15 protein-coding genes are annotated in these 17,307 nt (G+C 70.8%); 8 read left to right on the top strand and 7 right to left on the bottom strand.

What is annotated here, in order from left to right; genetic code table 11:
• Window positions 1-5 precede the first annotated feature (5 nt).
• The 4 genes from Pth03_RS33480 to Pth03_RS33465 all read left to right on the top strand — a co-directional run bounded on the left by Pth03_RS33480 (window position 6) and on the right by Pth03_RS33465 (window position 5,621).
• Window positions 6-1,229: an acetyl-CoA acetyltransferase gene (locus tag Pth03_RS33480; RefSeq protein ID WP_203948462.1), complete on the top strand. Its 1,224-nt coding sequence runs from the start codon at window positions 6-8 to the stop codon at window positions 1,227-1,229.
• A 42-nt stretch (window positions 1,230-1,271) separates the two neighbouring features.
• On the top strand, window positions 1,272-2,786 hold the full coding sequence (locus tag Pth03_RS33475; protein WP_203948461.1) for a carotenoid oxygenase family protein: 1,515 nt from the start codon (window positions 1,272-1,274) through the stop codon (window positions 2,784-2,786).
• A 40-nt stretch (window positions 2,787-2,826) separates the two neighbouring features.
• The gene (locus tag Pth03_RS33470; protein ID WP_239119562.1) at window positions 2,827-3,798 is read left to right on the top strand and encodes a winged helix-turn-helix transcriptional regulator; all 972 of its coding nucleotides are present in this window, start codon (window positions 2,827-2,829) and stop codon (window positions 3,796-3,798) included.
• A 101-nt stretch (window positions 3,799-3,899) separates the two neighbouring features.
• Window positions 3,900-5,621, top strand: coding sequence for a class I adenylate-forming enzyme family protein (locus tag Pth03_RS33465; RefSeq protein WP_239119561.1), 1,722 nt, complete (start codon window positions 3,900-3,902; stop codon window positions 5,619-5,621).
• A gap of 14 nt (window positions 5,622-5,635) precedes the next feature.
• On the opposite strand, the gene Pth03_RS33460 is transcribed toward Pth03_RS33465, so the two are convergent.
• Complete coding sequence (locus tag Pth03_RS33460; protein ID WP_203948459.1) at window positions 5,636-6,610, bottom strand: quinone oxidoreductase family protein; 975 nt, start codon at window positions 6,608-6,610, stop codon at window positions 5,636-5,638.
• A gap of 96 nt (window positions 6,611-6,706) precedes the next feature.
• Between Pth03_RS33460 and Pth03_RS33455 the strand changes: the two genes are divergently transcribed.
• Window positions 6,707-7,360 (top strand): TetR/AcrR family transcriptional regulator, encoded by a 654-nt coding sequence (locus Pth03_RS33455; RefSeq protein ID WP_203948458.1) that lies wholly within the window; start codon window positions 6,707-6,709, stop codon window positions 7,358-7,360.
• A 59-nt stretch (window positions 7,361-7,419) separates the two neighbouring features.
• Here Pth03_RS33455 and Pth03_RS33450 read toward each other — a convergent pair whose 3' ends face one another.
• The 4 genes from Pth03_RS33450 to Pth03_RS33435 are packed head-to-tail and all read right to left on the bottom strand — an operon-like array spanning window position 7,420 to window position 12,473.
• Window positions 7,420-7,650 (bottom strand): formate dehydrogenase subunit delta, encoded by a 231-nt coding sequence (locus Pth03_RS33450; RefSeq protein ID WP_203948457.1) that lies wholly within the window; start codon window positions 7,648-7,650, stop codon window positions 7,420-7,422.
• A 4-nt stretch (window positions 7,651-7,654) separates the two neighbouring features.
• The gene (fdhF, locus tag Pth03_RS33445; protein WP_203948456.1) at window positions 7,655-10,450 is read right to left on the bottom strand and encodes a formate dehydrogenase subunit alpha; all 2,796 of its coding nucleotides are present in this window, start codon (window positions 10,448-10,450) and stop codon (window positions 7,655-7,657) included.
• Complete coding sequence (locus Pth03_RS33440; protein ID WP_203948455.1) at window positions 10,447-12,003, bottom strand: formate dehydrogenase beta subunit; 1,557 nt, start codon at window positions 12,001-12,003, stop codon at window positions 10,447-10,449. The genes fdhF and Pth03_RS33440 overlap by 4 nt, the downstream gene beginning before the upstream one ends.
• Window positions 12,000-12,473, bottom strand: a complete 474-nt coding sequence (locus Pth03_RS33435; RefSeq protein WP_239119560.1) for a formate dehydrogenase subunit gamma — start codon at window positions 12,471-12,473, stop codon at window positions 12,000-12,002. The genes Pth03_RS33440 and Pth03_RS33435 overlap by 4 nt, the downstream gene beginning before the upstream one ends.
• 226 nt (window positions 12,474-12,699) lie before the next feature.
• Here Pth03_RS33435 and Pth03_RS33430 point away from each other — a divergent pair, with 226 nt between their 5' ends.
• Together Pth03_RS33430 and Pth03_RS33425 are read left to right on the top strand one after the other, a co-directional pair.
• Entirely contained in the window at window positions 12,700-13,593 is an 894-nt protein-coding gene (locus tag Pth03_RS33430; protein ID WP_203948453.1) for a hypothetical protein, read from the top strand.
• A gap of 190 nt (window positions 13,594-13,783) precedes the next feature.
• Complete coding sequence (locus Pth03_RS33425; protein WP_203948452.1) at window positions 13,784-14,830, top strand: peptidoglycan-binding protein; 1,047 nt, start codon at window positions 13,784-13,786, stop codon at window positions 14,828-14,830.
• Between the two features lie 46 nt (window positions 14,831-14,876).
• Here Pth03_RS33425 and Pth03_RS33420 read toward each other — a convergent pair whose 3' ends face one another.
• Entirely contained in the window at window positions 14,877-15,341 is a 465-nt protein-coding gene (locus tag Pth03_RS33420) for a MarR family winged helix-turn-helix transcriptional regulator (protein WP_203948451.1), read from the bottom strand.
• A 79-nt stretch (window positions 15,342-15,420) separates the two neighbouring features.
• Here Pth03_RS33420 and Pth03_RS33415 point away from each other — a divergent pair, with 79 nt between their 5' ends.
• Window positions 15,421-16,383 (top strand): NAD-dependent epimerase/dehydratase family protein, encoded by a 963-nt coding sequence (locus Pth03_RS33415; protein ID WP_203948450.1) that lies wholly within the window; start codon window positions 15,421-15,423, stop codon window positions 16,381-16,383.
• On the opposite strand, the gene Pth03_RS33410 is transcribed toward Pth03_RS33415, so the two are convergent.
• Window positions 16,347-17,306, bottom strand: coding sequence for a PfkB family carbohydrate kinase (locus tag Pth03_RS33410; RefSeq protein WP_203948449.1), 960 nt, complete (start codon window positions 17,304-17,306; stop codon window positions 16,347-16,349). The genes Pth03_RS33415 and Pth03_RS33410 overlap by 37 nt on opposite strands.
• Window position 17,307 lies beyond the last annotated feature (1 nt).

The following is a 17,307-nucleotide window of genomic DNA, read 5'->3' as shown; positions in this document are numbered from 1 at the left end:
CCGGGATGCCGGAAGCCGTGTGGATCCTCGGCGGATACCAGAGCGATTTCGCCCGCAACCGGGCCAGGGCGGGGGACGGCTTCGCCGAACTCGCCGGCGAGGTGGTGCGCGGCACGCTGGACGGCGCCCGCCTGGCCCCCGCCGACGTCGACGTCATCCACGTGGCCAACGCCTTCGGCCAGCTCTTCACCGGGCAGGGCCAGCTCGGCGGCATGCCCGCAACCGTCGTGCCCGAGTTGTGGGAGGTGCCTGCGGCACGCCACGAGGCGGCATGCGCCTCCGGCGGCGTCGCCGTGCTCGCCGCGATGGCCGACATCGAGTCCGGCCGCTACGACTGCGCCCTCGTCGTGGGCCTCGAACTGGAACGCACCGTCACCGGCGATGAGGCGGCGGGCCACCTCGGGGCCGCGGCCTGGGTCGGTCACGAGGGCGAGGACGCCCGCTTCATGTGGCCCTACATGTTCAGCGCGCTCGCCGACGAATACGACCGCAGGTACGGCCTCGACGACGCCCATCTGCGCGCGGTGGCCGAGCTGAACTTCCGCAACGCCCGCGCCAATCCCAACGCCCAGACGCGCGGCTGGACCTTCACCGAGGCGAGCTTCCAGGCCGACGACGCGGCCAACCCGATCGTCGAAGGACGGCTTCGCCGTACGGACTGCAGCCAGATCACCGACGGCGGCGCGGGGATCGTCCTGGTCGGCGAGCGCTTCCTCGCCCGCCGGCCCGACCTGGCGCGCGGGTCGCTCGCCCGTATGCTCGGCTGGGGTCACCGCACGGTTGGCCTGCCCCTGGCCCAGAAGCTGGAGCGCAGCGCGGACGATCCGTACGTGCTGCCGCACGTGAGGCGGGCCGTGCTCGACGCCTTCGCCAGGGCGGGCCTCGCGGGCGTGGACGACCTGGACGGCATCGAGACCCACGACTGCTTCACGATGTCGGAATACGCGGCCATCGACCACTTCGGCATCACCGCTCCGGGGGAGAGCTGGAAGGCGATCGAGAACGGCGACCTCGAGATCGGCGGGAGCATCCCCGTAAACCCGAGCGGCGGGCTGATCGGCGGCGGCCACCCCGTGGGCGCGACCGGCGTGCGCATGCTCCTGGACGCCTCCCTCCAGGTGACCGGCCGGGCCGGCGCCTACCAGGTCGAGGGGGCACGCCGGTTCGGCACACTCAACATCGGCGGCAGCACCACGACGACCGTCGGTTTCGTGGTCGGCGCCGACTGAGCCGCGCACGAGCGGCTGAGCGAAGGAACGAGGAGACACAGCGTGGACGTCGACGTCGTCGGACGGGTCCTTTCGACCCTGCCGGAAGATGACGATCATCCGTACCGGACCGGGCCGTGGCGGCCGCAGGCCACCGAGTGGCGCGCCGACGACCTGGAGGTGATCGGCGAGATCCCCGCCGACCTCGACGGCGTCTATCTGCGCAACACCGAGAACCCCGTGCATCCCGCGCTGGAGCGCTACCACCCGTTCGACGGGGACGGCATGGTCCACGTGGTCGGCTTCCGGGACGGCAAGGCGTTCTACCGCAACAGGTTCGTCCGCACCGACGGCTTCCTGGCCGAGGCGGAGGCCGGCAGGCCGTTGTGGGCGGGAATCGCTGAGCGGCCCGCGAAGTCGCCGCGCGAGGACGGCTGGGGCGCGCGCGGGCGGATGAAGGACGCGTCCAGCACCGACGTCGTCGTGCACGCGGGCGTCGCGCTGACCAGCTTCTACCAGTGCGGCGACCTGTACCGGCTCGACCCGCTCACGCTGGAGACGCTCGGCAAGGCCGACTGGGGCGGCGCCTTCCCCTACGCCTGCGGCGTCTCGGCGCACACGAAGGTCGACCCGCGCACCGGCGAGCTGCTGTTCTTCAACTACGGCACCGACGAGCCGTACATGCACTACGGGGTCGTCGGAGCCGACGACCGGCTCAGCCACTACGTCGACATCCCGCTGCCCGGGCCTCGGCTGCCGCACGACATGGCCTTCACCGAGAACTACGCGATCCTCAACGACTGCCCGCTGTTCTGGGAGCCCGAGCTGATGGCCAGGGGGCTGTACGCGGCGCGGTTCCACCCGGAGTTGCCGACGCGGCTCGGCGTGATTCCCCGGAGGGGGACGTCGTCGCAGGTGCGGTGGTTCGAGGCCGACCCGACGTACGTGCTGCACTGGGTCAACGCCTACGAGGAGGGCGACGAGATCGTCCTCGACGGGTTCTTCCAGGGCGACCCCGAGCCGAAGGACACCGGCGACGGCGGCCACTACCGGCGCATGTTCCGCTTCCTCGCGCTCGACCGCATGCAGACGCGCCTGCACCGCTGGCGGCTCAACCTGGTGACCGGGCGGTGCCGGGAAGAACGGCTCAGCGACTCCATCACCGAGTTCGGCGTGGTCAACAACGCCTACGGAGGGCTCGGCTACCGCTACGCGTACGCGGCGACGGGCGTGGAGGGCTGGTTCCTGTTCGACGGTCTGGTCCGCCACGACCTCGTGACGGGCGGCGAAGAGCGGTATCGCCTCCCGGACGGTGTGTACGGCAGCGAGCCCGCGATGGCGCCCCGGGTAGGCTCGGCCTCCGAGGAAGACGGGTACCTTGTTACCCTTACGACCGACATGTCCGAAGATCGTTCCGAGTGTCTGATCTTCGACGCGGCGCGGGTGGCCGACGGTCCGTTGGCGCGGATCAGGCTGCCGGAGCGTATCTCCAGCGGAACGCACGCCACTTGGGCGGCGGGGGACGGCATCCCCGGCTGGCGGGAGGCCGACTCCCCGGTCCGGGCCCTGCGCCTGTGACCGTGTGATGCGCGCCCAGCGGCGCGTCGAGGGGGCGCCGGTGAACACCCAGACGGAGAACCACGTGCTCGTCCACCTACCAGACCGCCCGACCACGCTCCCCGAGGGCGACGCCAACGCCGTCGGCCTCACCCTCGGGCTGATCGGCGACGAGTGGAACCTGCTCATCCTGCGGCACGCCCTGGTCGGCGTGCGGAGGTACGGCGAATGGCGCACGATCCTGCCGATCTCGCACGCCGTGCTGACGCGCAGGCTCGCCGCCCTGACCGAAATGGCGATCTTCGAGAAGGCGGGCGTCGAGAACCAGGCCAGGCGGTTCGAATACCGGCTGACCAAGCGGGGACGCGATCTGTGGCCGTTGCTGCTGACCATCTGGGCGTGGGAGTCGGCGTGGGTGCCCGAGCACGTGGAGTCGCTTCCGCGCATGGTGCACCGCGTGTGCGGCAAGGAGTTCCTGCCCGTCCTGTCGTGCGGGGCCTGCCGGCTGGCGGTGCGCCCGCGCGACGTCACCGGCGGCTTCGGCCCCAGCGGCACGTGGGAACGCTCGGTGCCCACCGCGACCACGCGGCGCCGCTCGACCTCCGCCGAGGGCGGCGCCGGGCTGTTCCCGCAGACCATGGCGCTGATCGGCAACCGGTGGTCGGCGGCGATCCTGGGTGCGGCGTTCCAGGGGTTGCACCGGTTCCGCGACTTCGAGCAGCGCCTGGGCGCGCCCCCGACGATCATCGCCGAGCGGCTGCGCCTGTTCTGCGAGCTCGGCGTCTTCGAGCAGACGCCGAGCGAGGAACGCGCCGACTGGCCGAGCTACCGCCTCACCGAGAAGGGCCGCGCCTTCTTCCCCGTCGTCATCGTCGCGATCGACTGGGGACAGCGGTGGTTCCGGGCCCCTGAGGGTCCGGCCCTCGTCTACACCCACCGCGCCTGTGGCCGCGACTTCCACGCGCGGCTCACCTGCGACGCCTGCTCGGCTCCGCTGCGCGGCAACGAGGTCGAGGTGAAGGACCCGGCCTGACGCAGGCCGGTCGCGCGGGCCGTTGACGGAGGTGACTCTGTCTGTTGTAGTAACGCTGTTGCGGCGCGCGCCGTACGGAACTCGCGAAGGAGCGAGGTCGCATGTACGCACCCCCCGCCGGCACGCCCGCCTCAGCCCGAGCAGATCTGACCCGGGGTCTGCACCCCCGCGAACGGGTCGAGGAGTACACCCGGCTCGGCTGGTGGAGCGACGACACGATGGACGCGTTGTTCCGCGCCCGCGTCGCCGCCGAACCCGATCGGCTCGCCCTGGTCGATCCGCGCAACAAGCCGGACCTGCTCGGCCTGTCCCCGCGCCGCCTCACCTGGCGCCGGCTGGACGACGAGGTGACCCGCTTCGCCGCCGTGCTGTTGCGGCACGGCCTGGGCGCCGGCGACGTGCTGGGGGTACAACTGCCCAACACCGTCGAGCTGGTCACCGTCTATCTCGCGTGCTGGCGGCTGGGCGTCGTCGTCTCCCCGCTGCCCGTGCAGTATCGCGAGCACGAAGTGGCCGAGCTCGGCGCCCTCGCGGGCTTCGCCGGGTTCGTCACGGTGTCGGCGCTCGGCGGGCGCCGCCCCGCGGACGAGGTCCGTACGGCGTTGCCCGGCCTGCCCGCGCTTCTCGTGTACGGCGAGGCGCTGGACGCCGAGGTGGCCGGCGCGGATCCGGAGGAGGCGCGGGCGGCCGTCGAGGCGTATGCGGCGGCCCACCCGGCCGACCCGAACGACTGCGTCACGATCTGCTGGACCTCGGGCACCGAGAGCACGCCCAAAGGCGTGCCGCGCAGCCACTACGACTGGCTGGCGATGTGCTGGGCCACCGTGGACGCGCCCCGGCTCACCGCCGACGACGTGCTGCTCAACCCGTTTCCGATGGTGAACATGGCCGGCGTCTGCGGCATGTTCCTGCCGTGGCTGCGCGTCGGCGGGGTGCTCGTGCAACACCATCCTTTCGACCTGCCGACGTTCCTGGCCCAGATCGCCGAGGAACGTGCCACGTACACGGTCGCGCCGCCCGCGCTGCTGTCGCTGCTGCTCGCGCGAGGCGACCTGCTGGCGCGGGCCGACATTTCGTCCCTGCGGCTGATCGGGTCGGGTTCGGCGCCGCTCCCGCCCGCGATGGTGAAGGGCTGGCAGGACGTGCACGGCGTCGGCGTCGTGAACTTCTTCGGCTCCAACGAGGGCATCGCCCTGCTCACCGATCCCCATGACGTGCCCGACCCGGAGCAGCGGGCACGCTACTTCCCCCGGTACGGCGTGCCGGGCGTGACCTGGACCTCGCGGATCTCCCGCCAGGTGTCGGTGCGCCTGGTCGACCCGGAGACGGGGGAGGAGGTCACCGAGCCGGGCCGTCCCGGCGAGCTGCGCCTCAAGGGCCCCACGGTGTTCGCCGGCTACGTCGACGGCGGGCGGTTGCCCGACCCGTTCGACGAGCAGGGCTACCTGAAGACGGGCGACGTGTTCGTCATCGACGGCGAGCAGGGCGAGTTCCTGCGGTATGTCGACCGGGCCAAGGACATCATCATCAGGGGCGGCATGAACATCGCCCCGGCCGAACTGGAGAGCCTGATCGCCGCGCACCCGCACGTGGCCGACGTCGCCGTCGTCGGCTACCCCGACGAGGTGCTGGGGGAGCGGGTCTGCGCCGTGGTGGTGCCGAAGGACGGCGCGCAACTCACGCTCGACGACCTCGTCGGCCACCTGCGCTCGGCCAGGATCGCCTCCTACAAGCTGCCCGAGCGGCTGTTGCTGCGTACGGCCCTGCCGCGCAACCCGGTCGGGAAGGTCCTCAAGCGCGACCTGCGGAGTGAGATCGCCTGACGGGCGGCGTGCGCTCAGGGCACGAGGAGGACGCGGCCGAGCTGGGATCGGCTCTCCAGGATGCGGTGCGCCTCGGCCGCCTGGTGGAGCGGCAGCCGGGCGTGCAGCGCCGCGCGCAGCCGGCCCTCGACGGCGTGTTCTGCGACCTCGTCCATGTCGTGGCGCGCCTGCTCCGGTGCGGCGGCCCGCCACGCCAGCAGTGAGAACCCGGATACCGACCTCATCGCGAAGAGGCTGGTCAGCGGGATGCCGGTGAGCTCGCCGCCGGCAGCACCGTAGACGACGGCCCGCCCGAACGGAGCCAGGAGGTCGAGGCTGCGCAGCAGCACGCCGCCGGCGACCGAGTCCAGGACGACGTCGACTCCCCGCGGTGCGGCCTCGCGCACCCGATCGGGCCAGTCCTCCGCCGAATAGTCGACCGCCGCGTCGGCCCCGAGCATGCGAGTGAAGTCGAGCTTGCCGGGGGAGCCCGCCGTGGCGATCACCGTGCCCGCGCCGCAGATCTTGGCGAGTTGCACGGCCAAGTGGCCGATGCCTCCCGCGGCGGCATGGACGAGCACCGTCTCGCCGGGCGCCACCCGGGCGGTGCGCAACGCGCCCAGCGCGACGGGGGCGCCCATCGGCAGCATGCTCGCCGTGGCGTCGTCGATGCCTTCCGGCACGGGCGCGAGCCACGTGGCGTCGGCGAGCACCTGGTCGGCGAAGGCGTCTTCGGCCAGTGTGGCGACTCTGCGGCCGGCGAGACCGGGGTCGACGCCCGGTCCCACCGCGTCGACCGTGCCGACCACGTCGCCGGTGAGCACGGCGGGCAGCGCGCGGTGGTAGACGCCGCCGGCGTCCGGCCCCTGCCGGAACTTCACGTCGACGAAGTTGGCGCCGATCGCCTCGGCGCGGATGCGGACCTGTCCGGTGCCCGGGGTCGGGATCTCGGTTTCCTCCATGGTGAGCACTTCGGGGCCGCCGTAGGCGTGATAGCGGATTCGGCGCATGCCGCCCTCCCTGGTGAGGATAAATTGGACCTGCGGTCAAGTTCGATCGGAGCTTAGTTGACCGCCGGTCCAGTTGTCTACGCGGAAGAGGAGCCGATGACCGAGGCACGCCCCGAACGTGCTGACGCGGCACGCAACCGCCGCGCCATCCTGCGGGCGACCGAGGAGTTGCTCTCCCGGCATCGCCCCGAACAGATCTCCATGGAGCAGATCGCCGCCGCGGCCGGGGTCGGCAAGGGCACGGTCTTCCACCGTTTCGGTAGCCGGATGGGCCTGATGGTCGCGCTGATGCAGGAGCGGGCCTATGCCCTGGAGGAGGCCGTCAGGACCGGTCCTCCGCCCCTCGGCCCCGGGGCCCCGCCGGACGAGCGGCTGATCGCGTTCGTCGACGCGATCGTCGACGTCGTCGGGAGGAACAAGGGACTTCTCGCGGCGCTCGGGCACGCCGCGAGCTCGGCGGGCAGGCCGGACCTGAAGGGCCATGAGGGAGACGACGGCGACGGCCACCCCCTGCACCGGTTCTGGCACGGCCACATCAGCGCGCTGATCACCGCGCGGCGACCCGATCTGGACGGCGACCTGCTGGCGCACATCCTGCTGGGCAGCCTCCAGAGCGAACCGGTCCTCCGCATGCTGGAGCGAGGAGAGGCGGAGCGGCTGGCCGGATCCCTGCGGGCACTGATCGCCGGCATGTTCGCCGCCCCCTCAGGAGAACCCGCCTCAGGTGAACCGGCCGGGAACTCGGTCTAGGGCCGCAGCAGGCCGGCGCCGCATGCGACTCAGGCATGCGGCGCCGGCGGGATTTCCGTTCAGGTGCCGGTGGGCCGCGGGAGCAGGGCGGCGGCGGCCACGGCGAGCGGGTCCAGGCCGCTGCCGGTCCTACCGGCGTCGGCGATCAGCTTGGACCGCATCCGGGGATCCCAGAAGGTCCGGATGTGGTCGGCGATCTCCCGGGACGCGGCGGCCGGGTCACGCTGCTGGAACTGGGCGGCGATCTCGTTTGCGAGCCGGATGTGAGGAGGCGTGTGCGTCGACGTCACGATCTCACTCCGCCATCGCCGGGACGGTCTGCGCGGGGGCAGGGTTCTTCAACGCCACCTCCACCGCGGTGACCTTGTACTCGGGACAGTTGGTGGCCCAGTCCGAGTGCTCGGTGGTCACCACGTTGGCCCCCGTCACCGGGTGATGGAAGGTCGTGTAGACGACGCCGACGGGCATCCGATCGTCGATCTTCACCCGCAGGCTGGTCTCCCCGACCCGGCTGACCAGCGAGACCGTGTCGCCGTCGCGGACGCCGCGCACCTCGGCGTCGTGCGGGTGCATTTCGAGGAGGTCCTCCGGGTGCCAGGCCGTGTTGCCGGTGCGCCGGGTCTGCGCGCCGACGTTGTACTGGGACAGGATGCGCCCGGTGGTGAGGATCAGCGGGAACTTCCTGGTGCTGCGCTCCTGCGTCGGCACGTAGACCGTCTCGACGAACCGTCCCTTGCCCCGGACGAACTCATTGATGTGCATGATCGGAGTTCCCTCGGGCGCGTTGTCGTTGCAGGGCCACTGGACACTGCCCACCTGGTCGAGCTTGGCGAACGACACACCCGAGAAGGTCGGGGTGGTCATCGCGATCTCGTCCATGATCTGGGCTGAGTTGTCGTACTTCATCGGGTAGCCCATCGCCTGCGCGATCTCGCACACGATCTGCCATTCGTGCTTGCCGGTCTTGGGCGCCATCACCGGGCGCACCCGGTTGATCCGGCGCTCGGCGTTGGTGAACGTCCCGTCCTTCTCCAGGAACGAGGTGCCCGGCAGGAACACGTGCGCGTACTTCGAGGTCTCGTTGAGGAACAGGTCCTGCACGACCACGAGGTCCATCGCGGACAGGGCCGCGGTGACGTGCTTGGTGTTCGGGTCGGACTGGACGATGTCCTCGCCCTGCACGAACAGCGCGCGGAACGACCCGTCGATCGCCGCGTCGAACATGTTGGGGATGCGCAGACCCGGCTCCGACTGGAGCGTGCGGCCCCACAACGTCTCGAAGACGCTGCGCACCGCGTCGTCGGACACGTGGCGGTAGCCGGGCAGTTCGTGCGGGAAGGAGCCCATGTCGCACGAGCCCTGCACGTTGTTCTGCCCGCGCAGGGGGTTCACCCCGACGCCCTCACGGCCGATGTTGCCCGTCGCCATGGCGAGGTTGGCCATGCCCATCACCATGGTCGAGCCCTGGCTGTGCTCGGTGACACCCAGGCCGTACATGATGGTCGCGTTGCGCGCACCGGCGTAGAGGCGGGTCGCGGCCCGCACCTCGGCGGCCGGAACGCCGGTGATCTCCTCGACCGCCTCCGGGCTGTGTTCGGGGCCGGCGATGAACCGCTCCCACTCCGCGAAGTCCTCGCAGCGCTCCGCGACGAACTCGCGGTCCACGAGCCCCTCGGTCACCACGACGTGCGCCATGGCGTTGATCAGCGCCACGTTGGTGCCGGGCATCAGGCGCAGGTGGTGCTGGGCCTCGATGTGCGGGGACCGGACCAGGTCGATCTTGCGCGGGTCGGCCACGATGAGCTTGGCGCCCTGGCGCAGCCTGCGCTTGATCCGGGACGCGAACACCGGGTGGGCGTCGGTCGGGTTGGCGCCGATGACGAGGATGACGTCGGCCTTCTCGACGGACTTGAAGTCCTGGGTGCCGGCCGACGTGCCGTACGTCTGCTTGAGGCCGTAACCGGTCGGCGAGTGGCACACCCGGGCGCAGGTGTCGACGTTGTTGTTGCCGAAGGCCGCGCGCACCATCTTCTGGACGGCGTAGACCTCCTCGTTGGTGCAGCGCGAGGAGGTGATCCCGCCGATCGCGCCCCCACCGTGGTGCGCCTGGATCTCGAGCATGCGCCGGCCGACGTAGTCGACAGCCTCGGCCCACTCCACCTCACGCCACGGGTCGGTGATCCGCTCGCGCATCAGCGGCTTCAGCTGACGGTCGGGGTGGGAGGCGTAGCCGAAGGCGAAGCGGCCCTTGACGCAGGAGTGCCCCTCGTTGGCCTTGCCGTCCTTGTACGGCACCATGCGGACGACCTCGTCGCCGCGCAGCTCGGCCTTGAACGAGCAGCCCACGCCGCAGTAGGCGCAGGTGGTGAGCACGCTGCGGGTCGGCATGCCGAGCTCGACCACGGAACGCTCCTGCAGCGTGGCCGTCGGGCAGGCCTGCACGCAGGCGCCACAGGACACACAGTCGGACTCCATGAAGCTGCCGCCGGCGCCTGCGGCGATCTTGGTGGCGAAGCCCCGGCCCTCGAGCGTCAGGGCGAACGTGCCCTGCACCTCGTCGCAGGCGCGCACACACCGGGAGCACGCGATGCACTTGCTCGCGTCGTAGTCGAAGTAGGGGTTGGAGCTGTCGGTCGGCAGGTCGAGGTGGTTCTCCCCGTCGAACCCGTAGCGGACCTCCCGCAGGCCGACGACCCCGGCCATGTCCTGCAGCTCGCAGTCGCCGTTGGTCGGGCAGGTCAGGCAGTCCAGGGGGTGGTCGGAGATGTACAGCTCCATGACGCCGCGGCGCAGTTCGGCCAGCTTGGGCGTCTGGGTGCGCACCTTCATGCCGGGCGTGCAGGGCGTGGTGCACGACGCGGGGGAGCCCTTGCGCCCGTCGATGTCCACCAGGCAGAGCCGGCAGGACCCGAAGGGTTCGAGGCTGTCGGTGGCGCAGAGTTTCGGGATGTCGATGCCGGCCTCGGCGGCGGCCCGCATCACCGAGGTTCCCTCGGGGACCAGCACGGTCTTGCCGTCGATCTCCACGGACACGGTCGCCTCGCCCGGACGGGCCGGCGTGCCGTAGTCCTGTTCCTTGATCAGGCTCATCGGCCCTCCTCCGTCGTCGTTCCGAAGTCATCCGGGAAGTGCGCGAGGGCGCTCTTCACGGGCATCGGGGTCAGGCCGCCCATGGCGCACAGGGAGCCCTCGGTCATCAGGTCGCACAGGTCGTCCAGCACTTTCAGGTTCTTCCGCCGGTCCACGCCGGCGACGATCCGGTCGATCACCTCGACCCCGCGGACCGCCCCGACCCGGCAGGGCGTGCACTTGCCGCACGACTCCGCGGCGCAGAACTCCATGGCGAATCTCGCCTGGCCCGCCATGTCCACGGTGTCGTCGAAGACCACCACACCGCCGTGGCCCACCATCGCGCCCGCCTCCGCGAACGCCTCGTAATCCATCGGCAGATGGAACTGCGAGGTCGGCAGGTAGGCGCCGAGGGGTCCGCCGACCTGGACCGCGCGCACCGGCCGCCCCGTACGGGTTCCGCCGCCGTAGCCCTCCACCAGTTCGCCGAGGGTGACGCCGAAGGCGGTCTCGACGATGCCGCCTCGGGCGATGTTGCCTCCGAGCTGGAAGACCTGTGTGCCGCGGGAGCGGCCGACGCCGAGGCCGGCGAACGCGGCCGCGCCGTCGGCCATGATCATCGGTACGGAGCCGAGGGTGAGCACGTTGTTGACCACGGTCGGCTTGCCGAAAAGGCCCTCGAGCGCGGGGATCGGCGGCTTGGCGCGGACCATGCCGCGCTTGCCCTCCAGGCTCTCCAGCATGGAGGTCTCCTCGCCGCAGATGTACGCGCCCCCGCCGACCCGCACGAACAGGTCGAAAGAGAGCTCCGAGTCGAGGACCTGCTTGCCGAGCCAGCCCTGGTCGTACGCGGTGGAGATGGCGGCCCGTAGCGTGGCTATCGCGTCCGGATACTCCGAGCGCACGTAGATGTAGCCCTCACTGGCCCCAACGGCCCACGCGGCGATCGTCATGCCTTCGATCAGGGTGAACGGGTCGCCCTCCATCAACATCCGGTCGGCGAAGGTGCCGCTGTCGCCCTCGTCGGCGTTGCAGCACACGAACTTCAGGTCCGATTCCGCGCCCTGCACCGTCTTCCATTTGATGCCGGCGGGGAAACCGGCGCCGCCACGGCCGCGCAGACCGGATTCGGTGATCTCGGCGACGACCTGTTCGGGGGACAAACTCAGCGCGCGGCGCAATCCGGCGAGCCCGCCGTGTGCGATGTAGTCCCCGGCGGAGAGCGGGTCGACGACGCCGACCCGCGCGAAGGTGACGCGCGTCTGGTCACGCAACCAGTCGATCTCCTCGGTCGGGCCCAGGCACAGCGGGTGGCCGGCGCCGTCGAGCATGCCGGCCGCGACCAACTCCTCGACGTCCTCCGGGGCGACCGGGCCGTACGCGACGCGGCCGGCGGGAGTCTCCACCTCGACGAGGGGTTCGAGCCACAACATGCCGCGTGAGCCGTTCCGCACGACGTGCACCGGCCGCCCGGCCGCGGCGGCGATGGCCTCGGCCACCTCGTCGGCGCCCACGGACCGGGCGGCGGAGTCACGAGGCACGTAAACGGTGACGACGCCTTCCTGGACGGTCATGCGCTCACCTCGAGGATGCCGTCCAGCTTCTCGGCGCTGACCCGGCCGTACAAGCGGTCGTCGACCTGGACCGAGGGACCGGTCGCGCAGTTGCCGAGGCAGAAGACCTGCTCCAGAGTGACCGCGCCGTCCGCGGTCGTCTCGCCGAAGCCGACGCCGAGCCGCGACTTCGCCCTGTCCACCAGTTCGGCCGCGCCCACCGCCTGGCACGCCTCCGCCCGGCAGATGCGTACGGTCCTGCGACCGGGTGGGGTCTGCCGGAAGTCGTGATAGAAGGTGATGACGCCGTACACGTCGGCCCGCGACAGGTTCAGCTCGTCGGCGAGGACGGGGATCACCGCCGGATCGACGTGACCCATCTCTTCCATGACGGCGTGGAGGATCGGCATCAGAGCACCGCGTTCGTCACGATGTCGCGCGGCGATCGAACGCACCCGATCTTCCAGCGATTGCGTGGGCGACGACGTCATGGGCAGCCCTTCCATATGACACACGCGTGTATACGTACTACTTGTATACAACCGTCCTGCCCTTTGGATGGCGAGTCCAATCGTTTGTCCCTATCGCGTGAAAGGCATTGCCTATCAGTCCAGTTCAGGCCGTCAGGCTCGAGAAAGCGGAAGCCGGCGTCGGGCCAGTACTGAACCGGCGGGGGGCGTGATCCGTCGTCAAGGGGGAGAGCGTCTGGAGGCCGGGATGCGGTGGCGACTGACAGCAGGGCTCGTGTCCCTGGTGGTGATGACGGCCTGCGGGGCGGATGCCGAGATCCCTCTTCCTCCCGAGCCGACCGCCTCCGGGGCTCCCGTTGGGGAGAGTGTCGCGGAGCCGCCTCCGGTGGTCATGCGCGGCGGGGGCAGGCAGGTCTCCCTGCGTGCGTTCACGTACTGCTATCGCAACACGTGCGCGGACGGCAGGCCCGAGCATCTCCCCGACCTGGGATCGGTGGCGGGAGAGATCACTCTCTCCTCTCCCCTGAAGGGCTGGACGTTCGAGGCGACGCTCCGGCAGCCCGCCACGGCGTGGCCGGAGCCGTGCGACGTGCGGATCCCCGCCCGGCTCGTCCCCGCGAGCCCGCAGACGTGGCGGCTCGAACCGGCAGGGCCCGCAGGGAGTTACCGGATCGACGTGTCCGGCAGGGGCCCGGACGGGGGAGACCTCTTTGCCGCGTTCGCCGTCACCCTGATGCGCTCCGGACCCGCCCCCGAGCCGCGGGCGAGTCTCAGTGCCTTCCATGACAACCAGGGCGAGGCGGACAACTACGGCTCCTTCGAGCTCGCCGTCGCCCACCTCGGCGAGACGCCGCGCGAGGCCACGGCCACGCTGACCGTCACCGGACGCAACGGCAGGGCCGCCTACGAGCTCGCCCGGCAGGACGACGGCTGCCAGGCGAGGGGAGAGGCGGCCTTCAGAGCGGAGGTGCCCATCGAGAAGGTCAGGGGGGCCGTCGGGCGGGAGCCGTACACGATCGGGGTCGAACTGGTGCTGGACGGCAGGAGGCACACGGCGACGGTCGCCTGGCCCGGTGGCGTGGGCTCCGACCCTGACGCCGGAGACGCGCTGACCCCTGTCTTCACCCCGGCCTTGCGCTGACGGCGAGACCCGAAGCCGGGCGACCCCACCAGGTGGGACCCCCGCCCGCTCGATGCAGTCGGAGAAAAGGTCCTCCCGCAGCCGGTAATTCGATTTCGGGTGCCCGCAGTGCACGGCGACGAAAGGCCGTTGACGAATACCATGAGAAGCGTATAAAGGATCATGAAGGACGCGTTCGCGGCCTCGGGCGATGGACGTATGCGATTCCGGTCGTCCTCCTGCCGGGAAATCGCCGGTGCCATGGCTCGTTTTTGAAGGGCTGAACATGACGACTGCGCAAAACGTCATCAGTACGGCTAAGCACGAGGTCGGTTATCGGGAGAAGGCGACCAACCACCAGAAGTACAGCTCCGCCGTGCCGGGGCTTGAGTGGTCCCAGAATCAGCCGTGGTGCATGACCTTCGTTGTGTGGGCCTTCCACGAGTGCGATGCCGGAAATCTGGTTCCGCTGACGGCCGGGTGCGAGATCGGCGCGAGCTGGTTCAGGCAGCGGGGCCTTTTCTCCCCGACCCCGCACGTGGGCGACCTTGTTTTCTACGGCCCGGACGGCGGAACGCATGTCGAGATTGTGACCGAGGTCAACGCGCGGCAGATCCGGACGGTCGGGGGAAACACCAGCGGGTCGCTCAAGGGCCGGTATTACGCGGGTGACGGTGTTTATGAGAAATGGATCGACCGCGACGAGTCGCGCATTTATGGCTACGGTCACCCCGCCTATGGCGGCGATGACACGCGGGCGCATTCAGAGGGCGACGCCGATGAGATCCTCCGGAAGGGCTCGACCGGTCCGGCAGTCGAGGCGTGGCAGAAGGATCTCAACAAGCACGGGGCGGGCCTGGTCGTGGACGGCGACTTCGGCGACCAGACCGACGCGAGCACGCGGGCGTTTCAGCGGGCGATGAAGCTCGACGCCGACGGCGAGGTCGGGCCGAAGACCCGCGCCGCGATGAAGTCGGCCCCGCAGGGGAACCAGGGCGACGCCGGAGCCGACTCGGCCACCGGCACGCCGGGCACATTGAAATCCGCACAGCGCACGGTGGTCATCGAGCCGGGGTCGTCGAACGTTGAGGTTGTCGAGGACTTGCAGAGGCTCCTGCGGGGGAACGGCTACGAACTCGACGTCGACGGCGAGTTCGGCGCGGCGACGCTGGCGGCCGTCAAGGCTTTCCAGAAGAAGATGAAGATCACGGTTGACGGCGTCGTCGGCCCGCAGACCTGGGAGAAGCTCTACGCCTGACCCGATTTTCGTCGCAGGCGTGACAACGTGCCGCCGACGGTCCGTACTACTCGGGTGACGACGTTCCTTTAGGCACCGCCGGGTCGAGCGGGTTGTCCTCGTCGCTCATCTGCTTGATGATCTTCTCTAGCGCGCTGCGCAGGTGGCGGCGCTCCTCGTCGGTGAGGGTCGCCGTGGCGTGCTCGGCGAGCCGCCGCCGGGCCTCCTCGATCGGCCGCTGCGCGGCGCGGGCCTTCGGCGTGAGGTGCAGGCGAACGAGCCGGCCGTCGGCCGGGTCCTTGCGCCGCACGAGCAGACCGGCCGACTCCATCCGGGTGGCCGTGTTGACGACCGTCGGCGTGGTGATGTGCAGGCGGGCGGCGAGCTCGCCCGGGGTCAGGCCGTCGGATTCCCAGAGCACCTCGAGCACGAGGTTCTGCCCGACGCGCACACCGTGACGGCTCATCGCGTCGTCGGCCGCGGCCCGCAGGAGCTTCTGGGCCCGGGTGAGCAGCCTGACAAGTTCGGTCACCGGCTCATTCTACGAATCGTTTGCATGCTAACGATCCGGCCGCTACCTTCTCATTAGCTCGCTAACGAATGGAGAAGTCGTGATCCTTGTGACAGGCGGACTGGGCTTCATCGGCTCGCACACCTGCCGGGCGTTGCTGGACATGGGGGAGCGGTGCGTGGCCGCCGGGCGCAGCGCCAGGGAGGTGCCGGGCTTCCTCACCCCCGGCAGCTCCACAACCGGCGACCGCCTGGTGACGGAACGGCTGGACTGCACCGACCTCGAATCAGTCCTGGAGGTCGGAAAGCGTCATGAGATCACCGGGATCGTGCACCTGGCCGCGGCCGCCATGGGCGGCCGCTCACCGCTCGACGAACTGCAGGCGAACACGCAGGCGCTGTTCACCATCCTGCGCGCCGCGCGGGAGTGGGGCGTCACGCGGATGGTGGTGGCGAGCACCATCGGCGTCTACGGCGGCGTCACCCCGGCCGGCGGGGTGTATCGGGAGGACATGCCGCTGCCGATCGGCAGCGCGCACACGATCCCGGCGCACAAGAAGAGCGCCGAGATCGTCGCGAACGCCGTCTCCGCGCAGGCCGGCATGCAGGTCGTCAGCGCCAGGATCGGGGCTGTTTGGGGTCCGCTCGCCCGCCCGGTCTCGCCGTTCTTCGGCACGCCTCAGCTCGTGCACTCCGCGGTGAACGGCACCGCGATCCCCGGCCCCCTGTACGCGGAGGACGCGACCGACATGTGCTACGCCGCCGACTGCGGCCGCGCTCTCGCGCTGCTGCAGACGGCTCCCACGCTGAGCCACCTCACCTACAACGTCGGCGGCGGCCGGTCGGTCGGCAACCGTGAGGTCGCCGAGGCGATCGGCCGCGCCGTACCCGGAACGGATGTTCGCGGCGTGCTCAGGGAAGGGCGGGGGCCGTACGCGCCCGAGGCCGACGCGCATCTCGACATCACGCGGCTGCGCGCCGACACCGGTTTCGAGCCCGTGTACGGTCTCGACCGCGGGATCGCCGGCTACGTGGCCTGGCTCACGGCGGGGAACCCTCGCTGAGGCGGCTGCCCGTGCAGGAACGCCGCCAGGTCGACGGCCCGCGGGGCGGTCGCGGGACCGCGCACGGTGACCGCGAGCGCCGCCGCCGCGTTGGCGACGCGCGCGGCCTCCGCCGCTTCCGACCCGGCGGCCAACGCCGCGACGAACACGCCGGTGTGCGCGTCTCCCGCGCCGTTCATGTCCACGGCCTCGACGGGGAAGCCCGGTACATGCACCGGCGGGCGCCCGCGCTCGGCGACGACGCATCCGTCGGGTCCGGTCCGCACCAGCACCCCGCCCCTCCCCGTACGGCCGGCCAGCGCGGCCGCCGCCTCGGCCGGGTCGCCGAGGCCGGTGACGAGGGCCGCCTCCCTGGCGTTGCACGTCCACCAGTCGGTCCTGCCCATGACGAGCTCCATGGCCTCGGCGGGGACGCGGTCGGCCAGGGGCCCCGGGTCGAACACCACGGGCACCTCTTCCGGCAGGCCGGGCAGCCAGCCGGTCAGCGCCTCCCGGTTGGATGGGTGGAGCAGGGAGTATCCGGAGACGTAGACGACGTCGCCCCGCGCCGGGCCGATCGCGGCGAGGTCCGCCCCGGTCAGGGCGCCTTCGGCTCCGACACCGGTGAGGAACGTGCGTTCTCCTCCGGCGTCGACGACGGCCACGGAGAATCCCGTGTCCACGCCGGTCTTCGCCGGGTGGAGCACCTCGACACCGGCCTCCCGCATCGCGGTCCGCGCCATGTCGCCGAAGGGCCCGGTGCCGTGGGCGCCCGCGTAGGCCACCCGCATGCCCTGCCGCGCGGCGGCCACCATCACGTTGAAGCCGCCGCCGGGCGTGGCGGCCGCCCCGGAGGCGAGTACGTCGCCGCCGCGCTCCGGCAGCGCCTCGACGTCGAGCACCAGGTCGACCACCACGTTCCCCACGTGCAGCAGCCGGGACACG

Source organism: Planotetraspora thailandica, from assembly GCF_016863335.1.
Lineage (GTDB): Bacteria > Actinomycetota > Actinomycetes > Streptosporangiales > Streptosporangiaceae > Planotetraspora > Planotetraspora thailandica.
The sequence above is the reverse complement of the archived record's forward strand: the minus strand, read 5'-3'. Positions and strand labels throughout refer to the sequence as shown.

Excerpts from the sequence above, each read along its gene's own strand:
- Pth03_RS33480 (WP_203948462.1), top strand. The coding sequence starts at position 6 with ATGCCGGAAGCCGTGTGGATCCTCGGCGGATACCAGAGCGATTTCGCC.
- Pth03_RS33465 (WP_239119561.1), top strand. The coding sequence starts at position 3,900 with ATGTACGCACCCCCCGCCGGCACGCCCGCCTCAGCCCGAGCAGATCTG.
- Pth03_RS33460 (WP_203948459.1), bottom strand. The coding sequence starts at position 6,610 with ATGCGCCGAATCCGCTATCACGCCTACGGCGGCCCCGAAGTGCTCACC.
- Pth03_RS33455 (WP_203948458.1), top strand. The coding sequence starts at position 6,707 with ATGACCGAGGCACGCCCCGAACGTGCTGACGCGGCACGCAACCGCCGC.
- fdhF (WP_203948456.1), bottom strand. The coding sequence starts at position 10,450 with ATGAGCCTGATCAAGGAACAGGACTACGGCACGCCGGCCCGTCCGGGC.
- Pth03_RS33440 (WP_203948455.1), bottom strand. The coding sequence starts at position 12,003 with ATGACCGTCCAGGAAGGCGTCGTCACCGTTTACGTGCCTCGTGACTCC.
- Pth03_RS33435 (WP_239119560.1), bottom strand. The coding sequence starts at position 12,473 with ATGACGTCGTCGCCCACGCAATCGCTGGAAGATCGGGTGCGTTCGATC.
- Pth03_RS33430 (WP_203948453.1), top strand. The coding sequence starts at position 12,700 with ATGCGGTGGCGACTGACAGCAGGGCTCGTGTCCCTGGTGGTGATGACG.
- Pth03_RS33425 (WP_203948452.1), top strand. The coding sequence starts at position 13,784 with ATGGACGTATGCGATTCCGGTCGTCCTCCTGCCGGGAAATCGCCGGTG.